The following is a 13,054-nucleotide window of genomic DNA, read 5'->3' as shown; positions in this document are numbered from 1 at the left end:
TTCGTCCTGCCGGGAGTGATCGATGCCAAAATCGGTGTTTCGGTTCCTGTCGCGGCAGCCGGATGCGGTCGAGCTGGAAAACGACCGATATCTCTTGCGCCTGCCGCGCTACCAGGATTTCAACCAGTGGCACCGGCTGCGCGCCGAAAGCCGCAAGTTCCTCGAACCCTGGGAGCCGACCTGGCGGCGCGACGAGCTGACGGAGGGCGCCTATCGCGCCCGCGTCATCCGCGGCAAGCAGGAATACGCCTCGGGCCAGGCGGTGCCGTTGTTCATTTTCCTCAAGGAAAACCAGACGCTCGTCGGCGGCATTACCATCGGCTATATCAGGCGGGGTGCGGCACAAAGCTGCATGATCGGCTACTGGATGGGCGAACGCCATGCCGGCCAGGGGCATATGTTCGCCGCTCTGCAATTGGTTATTCCTTACATCTTCGCCGGGCTTGAGTTGCACCGTATCGAAGCAGCCTGTATTCCAGATAACGCGCGCAGCATCCGTCTGCTTGAAAAGGCCGGGTTTCAGCAGGAAGGCTATCTGCGCGGATACTTGAAGATCAACGGTCAGTGGCATGACCATGTGATGTTTTCACGTCTCGCCACCGATACGGATAAAGGCAGGAAAACCGACAGCCGATGACCAGAGACCGCATGCTGCCCAAGTCACCGTCCGGACGTTTGATCGCGGTGATCGCAGCCTTTTTGCTGGCGGTGTTCGCCCTTTCGGCGGGCGCTGCCCAGGCGGCCGAACCGGTGAAGATTTCCCGTGACGACACCGCGCTCGACCTGACCGCGACGACCGAAATCTACGTCAACCAGGGCGAGGCCTTCCAGGTTTCGACGGCGGCCGGCGCCGACGGTATCCGCCGCCGCATCGAGGTCAGGGCAAGCTCTGAAAATCACCAGGGCGACTGGGCGGTGTTCGCGCTCGCCAATGTCTCGGAGGAACAGCTAGAGCGGGTCATCGTCGCGCCGCATTTCCGTCTGGTCAATTCCAAGCTGTTCTGGCCGGATCTCGGCTCGCAGCGCATCAGCGCGATTACGCCGAGCGAAGGCTTCGCGCTCGACCGGCAGCCGAGCGACGAGGCCGACGTCTTCCGCATCACGCTGAACCCCGGCGCCGTCATCACCTTCGTCGCCGAGCTGTCGACGCCGGAGCTGCCGCAGATCTACCTCTGGGAACCGAACGCCTACAAGGACACGATCAACGCCTTCACGCTCTATCGCGGTATCGTGCTCGGCATTGCCGGCCTGCTGGCGGTGTTCCTGACCATCCTCTTCGTCGTCAAGGGCACCTCGATGCTGCCGGCGACCGCCGCACTTGCCTGGGCAGTGCTCGGCTATATCTGCGTCGACTTCGGTTTCCTCGGCAAGCTGATCAGCGTGGCCTCGGCCGACCAGCGAATATGGCGCGCCTGCGCCGAGGTGGCGCTCGCCTCCAGTTTCGTCATCTTCCTGTTCACCTATTTGAACCTCAACCGCTGGCATGCGCATCTGGGTTACGCGACGCTCGCCTGGGTGCTCGGCCTTGCCCTGCTCTTCGGCGTCGCGATCTACGATCCGTCGATTGCCGCCGGCATCGCCCGGCTTTCCTTCGCGCTGACGGCGGCGACCGGGCTCTTACTGATCGTCTATCTCGGCTTCAACCGCTATGACCGCGCCATCCTGTTGGTGCCGGCCTGGGCGCTGACGCTCGTCTGGCTGTTCGGCGCATGGCTGACGGTCACCGGGCGGCTCGACAACGACATCATCCAGCCGGCCCTCGGCGGCGGGTTGGTGCTCATCGTGCTGCTGATCGGCTTCACCGTCATGCAGCACGCCTTTGCCGGCGGCGCCTTCCAGCAGGGGCTGTTTTCCGATCTCGAGCGGCAATCGCTGGCGCTGACCGGCTCCGGCGACATGGTGTGGGATTGGGACGTGGCGCGCGACCGCGTCGTCACCATTCCCGACGTTTCGACCAAGCTCGGCCTGTCCCCGGGCACCATGCATGGCGCGGCGCGCAACTGGCTGCCGCGGCTGCATCCTGACGATCGCGACCGCTTCCGCGCCACGCTCGACGTGCTGCTCGAACACCGGCGCGGGCGGCTGAACCACGAATTCCGCATCCGCGCCGAGGACGGGCATTTCCACTGGCTGCTGATCCGCGCCCGGCCGGTGCTCGGCTCGAACGGCGAGATCATCCGCTGCGTCGGCACGATCGTCGACGTCACCGAGCAGAAAAATTCCGTCGAGCGGCTGCTGCACGATGCGCTGCACGACAATCTGACCGGCCTGCCGAACCGGCAGGTGTTCCTCGACCGGCTGCAGGCGGTGCTGGCGCTGGCGCCGGGCGGCGATACGCTGAAGCCCACCGTGATGGTGATCGACATCGACCGCTACAAGCTGGTCAATGATGCGCTCGGGGTCGCCGCCGGCGACAATATCCTGATTGCGCTGACCCGGCGCCTGCGCCGGCTGTTGAAGCCGCAGGACACGCTGGCGCGGCTTGCCGGCGACCAGTTCGGTCTCATCCTGGTGTCCGAGCACAATCCCGCCAAGGTCGCCGATTTCGCCGATGCGATCAGCAAGGCGATCATGGTGCCGATCAACTTCGCCAACCGCGAGATCATCCTGACCGCTTCGATCGGCCTGACCTCCTGGGTCGACCGGCAGGAGAGCGCCAGCGGCCTGCTCAGCGATGCCGAGCTTGCCATGTACCGGGCAAAACGGGCCGGCGGCAACCGGGTCGAGCCGTTCCAGCCGGCCTTCCGCGACTTCGGCACCGACCGGCTGCAGCTCGAAACGGACCTGCGCCGCGCCATCGAGCGCAAGGAATTGTCGATGGTCTACCAGCCGATCGCCCGGCTTGAAGATGTCGAGGTCGCCGGTTTCGAGGCGCTGATGCGCTGGGAACATCCCAAACGCGGCAATATTCCCCCGTCCGAATTCATCCCGATCGCCGAGGCCTCCGATCTCATCGGCCCGCTCGGCATGTTCGCGCTGGAGCAGGCGACCAACGACCTGATGAGCTGGCAGAACCAGACCGGCGAATTGCCGATCTTCGTGTCGATCAACCTGTCGAGCGTGCAGCTGCTCAACAACGAGCTCTATGACGACGTGCGCTCGGTTCTCGCCAAGACCCATTGCCAGCCCGCCCGCCTCAAGCTCGAACTGACCGAGTCCATGGTCATGGAAAATCCGGAACAGGCCCGGCTCGTGCTGCAGAAGCTCAAGGAAGCCGGCATCGGCCTGGCGCTCGACGATTTCGGCACCGGCTATTCCTCGCTCGCCTATCTCACCCGCTTCCCCTTCGACATGATCAAGCTCGACAAGGCCTTGGTGCGCGACGGCAGCGACAAGAAGGCGACCGTGCTCAGATCGGTCATCGCCATGGCGCGCGAACTTGAAATGAAGGTGGTGGCCGAAGGGATCGAATCCAACGAGGATGCGATCGAGCTTGCCAAGATGGGCTGCAACTACGGGCAAAGCTATCTGTTCGGCCCACCGATCGCCTCGGAATCAGTGCTGCGACTGCTGCGGGAACGGTTTCCGCTGACCAAGCGGGCGTGAGCGGGGCGGCCGGTTTCAGCGTTGCGGGTCTCGGCGGCAAAGGCCACCTTTGGCCCCAATTGACAAAGTGATAGGCCCGGAGGCTCGATATTTATCCTTTCAAGGATCGGACTTCGGTGATCGATCGGGAGAAATGCAGCATTTTCGTAAATCGGCCGGTGCGGCTCACTCGTAGGGATATTTTTTCGCATCCTCTACAACCCTATCCATGAATCGAAGCATGAGCATGCAGTCGGAGTATTGTCCGTCCCTGCCGCAGACAGGAATCCGTAACTCCTTGCCCCCGTCAGTCAAGATGATTATTTCAACGCTCTCTATTCCCTCTAGAACGGACACCAACTTTACCTCGGAATAGAGGAATGACTTGCCCTCTCCACCGTCGCCCCAAAATATGCCCTTATCCAATATAAATATCTTAGCGTTACTGGGGCCTGGATTAGAATATATCCCAATCAAGAAGCCAAATTCCTCTCTCTGGTGCCAGATCGGCGATGGCATCGCTTCATAGCGCCTCAGATTCTTTAATGTTCTTTTTGCTCGAATTCTCGCGTTCATTGGCGTATCACCTTAGAGGTATCGTAAATGAGTCCGTCCCTTTGCCGACCTCTGCCGATTCCGATAAGCGATGAACCGCTCTAGTTGCAGAGGTTTACGCCATCCTTGACGATCACCGCCCATTTAGAACCGAGTACTTCGCGAGCGGACACTGCTTGATTGCTGCCCGGCTCGCCGTCCTTGAACATCACCACGCCAATAGACTGGTCGTGTGAGCCGCCATAGATGATCGGGCCAGGCGTATAGGTCGTCGTCGCATTGACCGTGCCATAGCCACCGTAGGAGTTTATGGTGCCGTAGGTATTGTAATGTCCCGGCATCTGAGTTGCCGTCACGTTGCTTGCCGCCGCCGCAGACGTGATGATGTAACGATCATAGCCCGCCTTGATGGTCTCGACTGCAGCCTGCTTCTGCGCAGCCTTCGCTGCCCCAACGCTGCCGCACATCGGCTCTGCGCTGGTCTGAATTATCATTTGGTTCTTGGACACGCGCATAGTGCTCGACTGCACGCAGGAACTCAACAGCACGGCGAAAGCCGCAACGGGGTGGCCCGGTTGACGCTCCACACTTCGTAGCGTTGACATCTGAAAATATTCGCAAAATTGTGGACGATGAGAGAGCGTTCACCAGGGGCCGCCGGTCTCAGCGCTCGACGGGAACGCTGAGACCGACCTTCACCCGATCCATCGCGACGAATGTGCGGAAGCGTTTGACGTTGTTGTTGCCGAAGAACAGCCGCCGTGTCAGTGCCTCGTAGTCGGCCATTGCAGGGACGACGATGACCAGGATGAAATCGGCCTCGCCGGTGACGTAGTAGCACTGCTGGATTTCCGGCGCGGCCGCGAATTGGCTTTTGGCCTGTTCAATCTGTTTTGCCGTTTCGCTGATCACCTCCACCTCGACGAAGATGGTGATCGATTGGCCGAGCGCTGCGGGGTCGAGAACGGCGACGTTTGCCCGGATGACCCCATCCTCCGTCATCCGCTTGATCCGGCGCTGGACGGCAGGCGCGGACAGGCCGACGGCTTCGCCGATCGTGCGTTGCGGCGTCATATTGTCCCTTTGCAGGATCGCCAGGATTTTGTGGTCGAACGCATCCAGGGGGGATTTTACCGGGCGGCTCAAAACGGGGCTCCAACGAAACAAAATTGCAAAACCAACGCCGAAATACAGCGCCTTTTTCGCGGCCCCTGCAATATGTTTTAGCCGGACAACCGAAAGCGAGGCACGCATGTTTCTGCTGAACAGCACTTCCGACTACCGTCAGCCGCTCGACCCGCGGGACGCCGAAACTCTCGGAATGAAAGCCGCAGATGCGGTCGAGCGTCAGCTGGCGTTCCGGGAAAACCATGCGGAAACGCCGCTCGTTGCTCTGCCGGCGCTGGCGGCCGAACTCGGCGTCGCCGCAATCCACATCAAGGACGAAGGCCACCGGCTCGGCCTCGGCAGCTTCAAGGCGCTTGGCGGCGCCTATGCGGTGATCCGGCTGGTTCTCGATGAGGCGGCACACAGGCTCGGGCGCGCCGTCGATGTCTCGCAATTGCAGTCTTCTCCTGTGCTAGGGGTGGCCGGGACGATGACCGTCGCCTGCGCCACCGACGGCAATCACGGCCGGTCGGTGGCCCAGGGCGCGCAGCTTGTGGGAGCCCGGGCGGCGATTTTCGTGCATGCCGGCGTCAGCGACGAACGCGTCGCCGCCATCGCCCGCTTCGGCGCCGAGATCATCCGCGTGGACGGCACCTATGACGATTCCGTTCGCGAGGCGGCGCGCATGGCCGAGCAAAAAGGCTGGACCATCGTCTCGGACACCTCATGGGCGGGTTATGAGCGCATTCCCGGGCTGGTGATGCAGGGCTACACCGCGCTTGTGCGGGAAGCGCTCAGGGCAATGCCGCAGCCGCCCACCCATGTCTTCATCCAGGCAGGCGTCGGCGGGATCGCCGCCACCGTTGCAGGCCACATGGCCATCGCCTTCGGCGAGGAACGCCCGACCTTCACAGTCGTCGATCCCGCCCGCGCCGCCTGCCTGTTCGAAACGGCGCGGGCCGGGCATCCGGTGACCGTTGCCCATGGCGCGCCGACCGTCATGGCGATGCTCGAATGTTACGAACCGTCCCTCGTTGCCTGGCGTATCCTCTCCCGCGTCGCCGACGCGTTCATGACCGTTGACGAAGACGAGGGGATCGCGGTGATGAAGCGGCTTGCCGATCCGGCTGGAAACGATCCGGCGATTGTCGCCGGCGAAAGCGGCGGCGTCGGGCTTGCCGGGCTGATCCGCGCTGTCGGCGATCCCGCGATCAAGCAAGCCCTGTCTCTCGACGGCCATTCGCGCATATTGCTGGTGAACACCGAAGGCGCGACCGATCCCGGCAAATATCAAGAGATCGTCGGGCGATCACCGGCCGCGGTCGCCGCGAAATCCAAGACCGGAGTTTCAGCATGAGCCGCCGTTCGATCGATCCGGCGCGTCTGCTCGGGCGCCTCTCCACGCTTGGCGAGATCGGCCGCGATGCGGAGGGACGGCTTGTCCGACTGGCGGCCTCCGATAGCGAAAAGCTGGGGCGCGATCAGTTTGTCGCCTGGCTCGAGGAAGCCGGGCTGGAGGTCGCCGTTGACCGTATCGGCAACATTTTCGGCATCTGGAATGGCGCGGGCGGGGAGGAAAAGCCGCTCATGCTCGGCTCCCACATCGACACGGTGATCAATGCCGGCATCTATGACGGATGTTACGGCGTGCTGGCCGGCCTCGAAGTGATCCAGACGCTGAAAGACGAAGGGTTCGAACCGTCGCGCCCGATTGTCGTTGCCGCCTTCACCAATGAGGAAGGGGTGCGCTATGCGCCCGACATGATGGGTTCGCTGGTTTATTCCGGAGGCCTCGATGTCACTGCTGCGCTGAAGACGGTGGGCACCGACGGCACGCTGCTCGGCGATGAACTGGCGCGGATCGGCTATGCCGGCACCCATGCGCCCGGCTTCCTGACGCCGCACGCCTATGTCGAGCTGCATATCGAGCAGGGTCCTGTTCTTGAAAGAGAGGGTGTGTCGGTCGGCGCGGTCGAGAACCTGCAGGGCATTTCCTGGCAGAGGGTGACGATCGACGGCGATGCCAACCATGCCGGCACGACGCCGATCTCGATGCGCCGGGACGCCGGCTATGCGGCCGCCCGCGTCATCGCCTTTCTGCGGGACCGGGCGAAAGTCTCGAACACCCCGACTGTCGCGACCGTCGGCTGCATCGCTTTTGAGCCGAACGCCATCAATGTCATTCCCTCTCGAGCGACGTTTACCGTCGATCTGCGTGATCCGGACGAAGACCGCCTGAAGGAAGAGGAAGCGGCGCTCGCTGCCTTCCTCGAGCTGCTTTCGGCCGAGGAAAAGGTCGGCATTTCAGTCGAGCGGCTGGCGCGGTTCGGGCCGGTCAAGTTCGATCCGGCGATCGTTCGGCTGATCGAGGCGACCGCCGGGGATCGCGGCCTGGCATGCAGGCGCATGACATCGGGCGCCGGCCATGACGCGCAGATGATCGCCCGCATCGCGCCAAGCGCGATGATCTTCGTTCCCAGCCGCGGCGGCATCAGTCACAATCCGAAGGAGTTCACGACAGACGTAGACCTCGTCGCCGGAGCGAATATCCTCCTCGACGTCATTTGCGGACTTGCAACAGGGGAACGGCCAGAATGAGCATGAACAGCCGGACGCTGGAACAGGACATGACCGCCTGGAGGCGCGACCTTCACAGCCATCCCGAATTCGGCTTCGACGAGAAGCGGACGGCGGCTTTCGTCGCCCGGAAATTGCGGGAGTTCGGGCTCGACGAGGTTGTCGAAGGTGTCGGCGGCACCGGGGTCGTCGGAACGCTCCGGCGCGGCGGCGGCAACCGCTCCATCGCGCTGCGCGCCGACATGGATGCGCTGAGGATTACCGAACAGGGCGATCGGCCCTATCGCTCGCAGACCGAAGGCCTGATGCATGCCTGCGGCCATGACGGGCATACGGCGATGCTGCTTGGCGCCGCCAGGATGCTGGCGGAGGACGGCGATTTCGACGGCGCCGTACGGTTCATTTTTCAGCCGGCCGAGGAGTGGGGCAAAGGCGCCCTGGCAATGCTCGGCGACGGCCTGATGACGCGTTTTCCCTTCGACGAAATCTACGGCCTGCACAACATGCCGGGTCTTCCGGTCGGCGTATTCCAGACCCGCGCCGGCGCGATCATGTCGGCGGAGGATAATTTCGAGATCGTGCTGAAGGGCGTCGGCGGACACGCGGCGCGTCCGCATTCCGGCAACGAAGTCCTGGTCGCCGCCTGCGCATTGGTGACGAACCTCCAGACCATCGTTTCCCGGCGGCTCGACCCGACCGATATCGGCGTCGTCTCGGTGACCGAACTTCTGACCGACGGCACCCGCAACGCCCTGCCCGGGCTGGCGCGTATCCTGGGCGATGCCCGCAGCTTCCGCCCCGAGGTCAGCGCGGCGATCGAGACGCAGATGCGCCTGATTGCCGAGGGGACGGCGCTCGCCCACAATGTCGCGGCCGAGGTGAATTATACCAGAGAATTCATCCCCCTGCTCAATGATGCCGCCCTGGTCGAGGAAGCCTTTGCCGCAGCCCGCAGCGTCTTCCCGTCCGAAAACGTCAAGATCCGGCGCGAGCCGATGACCGGATCGGAAGACTTCGCGCGTTTCCTCGACCATGTCCCCGGCTGCTTCGTCTTCCTGGGCAATGGGAAAGATTCCGCGCCGCTCCACAATCCGAATTACGATTTCAACGACGACGGGCTGATCCACGGCGCCAACTTCCACGCGAGCATCGTCCGTCGACGGTTGAACGCAGGCTGACATCCGCCGTCCTTCACCCCAGCAGGGAGCAACATCATGGCCCATTCACTGAACACCTCCTCCGTTTCAAGTTCGGCCGGCGCCAATCAGCCGAAGCTGGAAACCGAAGAAATCTGGCGTGCGCGCGTCGATCTCGCCGCCTGTTTCCGCATGGCGGCGCATTACGGAATGGAGGAAGGCATCTGCAATCACTTCTCCGCCGTCGTGCCGGGCTATGACGACCTGTTCCTCGTCAATCCTTACGGCTACGCGTTCAGCGAGCTGACCGCATCCATGCTGCTCGTCTGCGATTTTCATGGTCACGTCGTTGCCGGAGAGGGAAAGCCGGAAGCGACCGCCTTTTACATTCACGCCCGCATTCACAAGAACGTTCCCAGGGCAAAGGCTGCTTTTCATACGCACATGCCCTATGCCACCGCGCTTTCGATGACGGAGGGCGAGCCGCTCATCTTCGCCGGCCAGACCGCCCTGAAATTCTACGGGCGCACCGCGGTGGATGCGAACTATAACGGTCTCGCATTGGACGAGCGCGAAGGCGATCGCATCGCCTCGGCGATCGGCGATGCCGACATCGTCTTCATGAAGCATCATGGCGTCATGGTCTGCGGCCCGACCATAGCGGAAGCCTGGGACGACCTCTATTATCTCGAAAGAGCCTGCGAAGTTCAGACCCTTGCCCTGTCGACCGGGCGAAAGGTCCTGCCTGTCGCTCCGGAGATCGCCGAGGCGGCCTATCTGCAGATGCGGGAAGGCGATCCGGAGTCCGCACGCCTCCATCTCGAATCGATCAAGCGCACGCTCGACCGGACGCAGCCCGAATTCAAAAACTGACGGCCAGTCTCTCCAGCGCGTGAGGTTGCAGCCGCGCGTTGCGGGGGGCTCGATCGCCAATCAATTCCCGCGCGAGGAAGGTTTGACGACCGGCAGCGGGCGCGCCCTTCCCCTCCAATGATGGCCATTGACCTGCGGCCTGCGATGTGCGCCTCTCATGGCTTGCACAAGGAAAATTCGATGCTCAAGTTTCTGCTCACCCTCTCCTTGGGTGTTGTTTGCGTCTCGCCGCTTCAGGCCGGCGAACTCACTCCCGCCACCAAGAGCTGCCTGTCGGGAGAAAAACCGGGGCACTGCGAGCGCTGGGTCAAGGATTACAGGACGGCCATGGAGCTGGCGCAAAAAGGCGATCACGGCGCCCAGGTGACCGTCGCCTTCTGCCTGTCCACCGGCTGCCATGGCGCCGTCCCCATCGACAAGGTCGCCTCCTGCAGCTGGCATCTGGTGATTGCCAATTCGGGTGCCGCGACAGTGCTCGACGGTTCCAATCTCAGGATCACCTGCCGGACGATGACGCCGGCGGAGAAAGACCAGGCCCGCGCCTTGTCCGCCGATCTGGTCCGCAAGATCTACAAGCGCCCCATGAACACGACCGACCAGATGTAGTGTTGTTGCCAGGCTTGCTAGACGGCTTGGTTGATGGATTTGAGTAACCGGTGGGCGAGTTTCATTTCGTTTTCGCCTTCCGACTGCAAAGCACTGCGCGGTTTTGCTGCAATTGGCTTATGCCCTTAAGCTTATATTCACCGACTGCTGGTCTTCTGTTGCCTGCAAATGAAGATCGTCATCGCGATGCGGGGAAATTGCCGCCTTCGATGACGATCCGCAGGGCGTGCGGTGATATCTCCGCCTGCCCCTTCGGGATGAACCCGCCAAAATTCCAAATCGCCTGGTTTCGAAGACAGAGACGCGTGCCTGACCGCACGCATGCATGGCTCGCCTAACCCCCATTCAGCGTTGCCGGCCTTCCTCGATAACCTCGCGCGTCCGAAGAGAATTCATCAGCCGAAATGAAGGGCTTGAAGATGATCAGAACCGTTTCAGCGAAACTTATCCTTGCGACCGGCACTGCGATCGCAGGCGTCCTGATCGCCTACACCGCCTTCAATGCGGTGAGTGCCAAGAACAATACCGAGCGCGAGGTCATGGCGCTTGCGACCGAAAAGGCGGCCATGGTCAGCCAGCAGGTGGCGACCAACATCACCGAGGCGACCTCGGCCGGTGCGGCGCTCGCCGCAAGCCTCTCCGGTTTCGTCGAGGGCGGATCGAAAAGCCGGGCCGACATCGTTGCGATGATCAAAACAGTGGCGCCGCAATATCCGAGCGTGTTCGGCGCCTGGATGTGCGAGCTGATCGACGGCCCCCACCCCACAACCGGCACCGACGCCTTGAACAAGGAAGGCATTTTCACGCCCTATTGGACCAAGGGCGACGACGGCAAGATGGAGTTCTCGACATGGAGCATCAAGCCTGAGGACGAATATTACAGCGCGCCGCTGAAGAGCGGAAAGGCGATCATCACCTCCCCCTATCTCACCAATATGAAAAAGCTGGTCACCTCGGTTTCGGTGCCGATGCGGGTGAACGGCGCTGTCGTCGGCCTCGCCGGCGTCGACATCAAGCTCGACGATCTCACCGCCGCGCTGACGCAGATGCACCCCTTCGACGGCGGCCGGGTCATGCTGCTTGCCAATGACGGCAAGTGGCTCGCCCATCCCGACAAAGACAATCTGATGAAGGACTATGCCGATACTGGTGCTGCCGACGTCAAGCAGGCGCTCGCCGACGGCAAGATGCGGGTGATTTCGGGCTTGCCGGATGGCGCCGTGCGCCTCGTCTATCCCTTCACCGCCCGCGGCATGAATACTACCTGGGCCGCGGTTCTCGATGTGCCGGCCGCGACCTTCTCGGCGCCGGTCTGGCAGCAGATCTACAACACCGTCGTCGGCGGCCTTGTCATTCTGGCGGTGATGCTCGGCGTCATCCTGACGGCGAGCCGCATGCTGATCGGCAAGCCGCTGCAGGGCATTCTGGGTGCCGTCCAGAAAATGGCGGGCGGGAATTATCGCGAGCCGATCGACCATCATGGCAGCGCCGACGAACTCGGCAGCCTGAAGGGCGCGCTCGAAAAATTCCGCCATCAGCTCGCCCGCGGCGAGGCGCTCAAGGACGAGCAGGAGGCGCTTCAGGCCCAGGTCGAGACCGACCGCAAACGCCAAGGCGACCTCGAGCAGGCCAAAGCGGAGGATCTGCGTCATTTCGTCGAAGTCGTGCAGAGCCGCTTCGACCTTCTGGCTTCGGGTGATCTCACCGTGCGGATGAACGAGAAGGTGGCGCCGGAGTTCGAGACGATCCGGGCCAACTTCAACACGTCGGTTTCCGCTCTGGAAGATACCATCCGCAACGTCGTCCATGCCGTCTACACCATCCGCTCCGGCCTCGGCGAGATTTCGACGGCGTCGAACGATCTGGCGCGGCGCACCGAACAGCAGGCCGCCTCGCTGGAGGAAACGGTCGCCGCCCTGGGTGATGTCACCCGCGGCGTCAACGATACCTCCGACGGCGCAAACAGCGCGCAGCAGACGATGAAGCTTGCCCGGACCGACGCCGAAAAGGGCGGCGAAGTCGTTGCCCGCGCGATCGAGGCGATGACCGAAATCCAGGGGTCCTCCGTCAAGATCGGCAATATCATCCGCGTGATCGACGAAATCGCCTTCCAGACCAACCTGCTTGCGCTCAATGCCGGTGTCGAAGCCGCGCGCGCCGGTGAAGCCGGCAAGGGTTTTGCCGTCGTCGCCCAGGAGGTCCGGGAACTGGCGCAACGCTCCGCCCAGGCGGCAAAGGAAATCAGCGGGCTGATCTCGATGTCCTCCTCGCAGGTCCAGACCGGCGTCAACCTGGTCGAAGAGACCGGTGTGGCGCTTTCCAAGATCGTCGATCGCGTCGTCGGCATGAGTGACACGGTCAATGAAATCGCCACCAGCGCCCAGGCGCAGGCAACCAGCCTGCGGGAGGTTTCGGCCGCCGCCGACCTGATGGACAAGGTCACCCAGCAGAACGCCGCCATGGTCGAAGAGACGACGGCCGCCGCACAAGGGCTTGCCCAGGAAACGGAAAACCTCGCCGCCGTCGTCGGCCGCTTCGGCCTCGGCGGCGCCATGGCGCGCGGCAGCGGGTCCCCGGCAGCAATGAAGCTGGCGAGCTGATCAAATGCATGTCGCCCGGAACTGCGCAGCAATTCCGGGATAACGGCAACACGCCGCAACGCCCGCGTGAAAATA

Annotated in this window: 11 protein-coding genes; 8 read left to right on the top strand and 3 right to left on the bottom strand. The window is 62.7% G+C overall.

From position 1 onward, the window contains the following. The first annotated feature begins 22 nt into the window (after positions 1–22). Entirely contained in the window at positions 23–637 is a 615-nt protein-coding gene (locus tag AMK05_RS05305) for a GNAT family N-acetyltransferase (protein WP_064837173.1), read from the top strand. Further along, a complete protein-coding gene (locus AMK05_RS05300; RefSeq protein ID WP_064837171.1) occupies positions 634–3,546 on the top strand; it encodes a sensor domain-containing phosphodiesterase in 2,913 nt (970 codons plus the stop codon). The genes AMK05_RS05305 and AMK05_RS05300 overlap by 4 nt, the downstream gene beginning before the upstream one ends. A gap of 165 nt (positions 3,547–3,711) precedes the next feature. Here AMK05_RS05300 and AMK05_RS05295 read toward each other — a convergent pair whose 3' ends face one another. The 3 genes from AMK05_RS05295 to AMK05_RS05285 form a co-directional block, all read right to left on the bottom strand. Next, positions 3,712–4,101, bottom strand: a complete 390-nt coding sequence (locus tag AMK05_RS05295) for a hypothetical protein (protein WP_143535809.1) — start codon at positions 4,099–4,101, stop codon at positions 3,712–3,714. Between the two features lie 80 nt (positions 4,102–4,181). Further along, entirely contained in the window at positions 4,182–4,595 is a 414-nt protein-coding gene (locus AMK05_RS05290) for a hypothetical protein (RefSeq protein ID WP_237352173.1), read from the bottom strand. Positions 4,596–4,743: 148 nt separating this feature from the next. Next, positions 4,744–5,226: an Lrp/AsnC family transcriptional regulator gene (locus AMK05_RS05285; protein ID WP_064841284.1), complete on the bottom strand. Its 483-nt coding sequence runs from the start codon at positions 5,224–5,226 to the stop codon at positions 4,744–4,746. 106 nt (positions 5,227–5,332) lie between these two features. Between AMK05_RS05285 and AMK05_RS05280 the strand changes: the two genes are divergently transcribed. From AMK05_RS05280 to AMK05_RS05255, 6 genes are all read left to right on the top strand, one after another. Further along, positions 5,333–6,544 (top strand): diaminopropionate ammonia-lyase, encoded by a 1,212-nt coding sequence (locus tag AMK05_RS05280; RefSeq protein WP_064837165.1) that lies wholly within the window; start codon positions 5,333–5,335, stop codon positions 6,542–6,544. Further along, positions 6,541–7,785 (top strand): Zn-dependent hydrolase, encoded by a 1,245-nt coding sequence (locus tag AMK05_RS05275; protein ID WP_064837163.1) that lies wholly within the window; start codon positions 6,541–6,543, stop codon positions 7,783–7,785. The genes AMK05_RS05280 and AMK05_RS05275 overlap by 4 nt, the downstream gene beginning before the upstream one ends. Then, positions 7,782–8,942: a M20 aminoacylase family protein gene (locus AMK05_RS05270; RefSeq protein WP_064837161.1), complete on the top strand. Its 1,161-nt coding sequence runs from the start codon at positions 7,782–7,784 to the stop codon at positions 8,940–8,942. The genes AMK05_RS05275 and AMK05_RS05270 overlap by 4 nt, the downstream gene beginning before the upstream one ends. Positions 8,943–8,978: 36 nt before the next feature. Continuing rightward, a complete protein-coding gene (locus AMK05_RS05265; protein WP_064837160.1) occupies positions 8,979–9,773 on the top strand; it encodes an aldolase in 795 nt (264 codons plus the stop codon). A gap of 180 nt (positions 9,774–9,953) precedes the next feature. Further along, a complete protein-coding gene (locus tag AMK05_RS05260) occupies positions 9,954–10,379 on the top strand; it encodes a hypothetical protein (protein ID WP_064837158.1) in 426 nt (141 codons plus the stop codon). Positions 10,380–10,798: 419 nt separating this feature from the next. Beyond that, the gene (locus tag AMK05_RS05255; RefSeq protein ID WP_064841283.1) at positions 10,799–12,979 is read left to right on the top strand and encodes a methyl-accepting chemotaxis protein; all 2,181 of its coding nucleotides are present in this window, start codon (positions 10,799–10,801) and stop codon (positions 12,977–12,979) included. Positions 12,980–13,054 lie beyond the last annotated feature (75 nt).

This window comes from Rhizobium sp. N324, assembly GCF_001664485.1.
GTDB lineage: Bacteria > Pseudomonadota > Alphaproteobacteria > Rhizobiales > Rhizobiaceae > Rhizobium.
Note: the sequence above shows the minus strand (reverse complement) of the source record. Positions and strands in the feature narration are given on the sequence as shown.

Excerpts from the sequence above, each read along its gene's own strand:
- AMK05_RS05275 (WP_064837163.1), top strand. The coding sequence starts at position 6,541 with ATGAGCCGCCGTTCGATCGATCCGGCGCGTCTGCTCGGGCGCCTCTCC.
- AMK05_RS05255 (WP_064841283.1), top strand. The coding sequence starts at position 10,799 with ATGATCAGAACCGTTTCAGCGAAACTTATCCTTGCGACCGGCACTGCG.
- AMK05_RS05305 (WP_064837173.1), top strand. The coding sequence starts at position 23 with ATGCCAAAATCGGTGTTTCGGTTCCTGTCGCGGCAGCCGGATGCGGTC.
- AMK05_RS05295 (WP_143535809.1), bottom strand. The coding sequence starts at position 4,101 with ATGAACGCGAGAATTCGAGCAAAAAGAACATTAAAGAATCTGAGGCGC.
- AMK05_RS05260 (WP_064837158.1), top strand. The coding sequence starts at position 9,954 with ATGCTCAAGTTTCTGCTCACCCTCTCCTTGGGTGTTGTTTGCGTCTCG.
- AMK05_RS05290 (WP_237352173.1), bottom strand. The coding sequence starts at position 4,595 with ATGCGCGTGTCCAAGAACCAAATGATAATTCAGACCAGCGCAGAGCCG.
- AMK05_RS05280 (WP_064837165.1), top strand. The coding sequence starts at position 5,333 with ATGTTTCTGCTGAACAGCACTTCCGACTACCGTCAGCCGCTCGACCCG.
- AMK05_RS05300 (WP_064837171.1), top strand. The coding sequence starts at position 634 with ATGACCAGAGACCGCATGCTGCCCAAGTCACCGTCCGGACGTTTGATC.
- AMK05_RS05270 (WP_064837161.1), top strand. The coding sequence starts at position 7,782 with ATGAGCATGAACAGCCGGACGCTGGAACAGGACATGACCGCCTGGAGG.
- AMK05_RS05265 (WP_064837160.1), top strand. The coding sequence starts at position 8,979 with ATGGCCCATTCACTGAACACCTCCTCCGTTTCAAGTTCGGCCGGCGCC.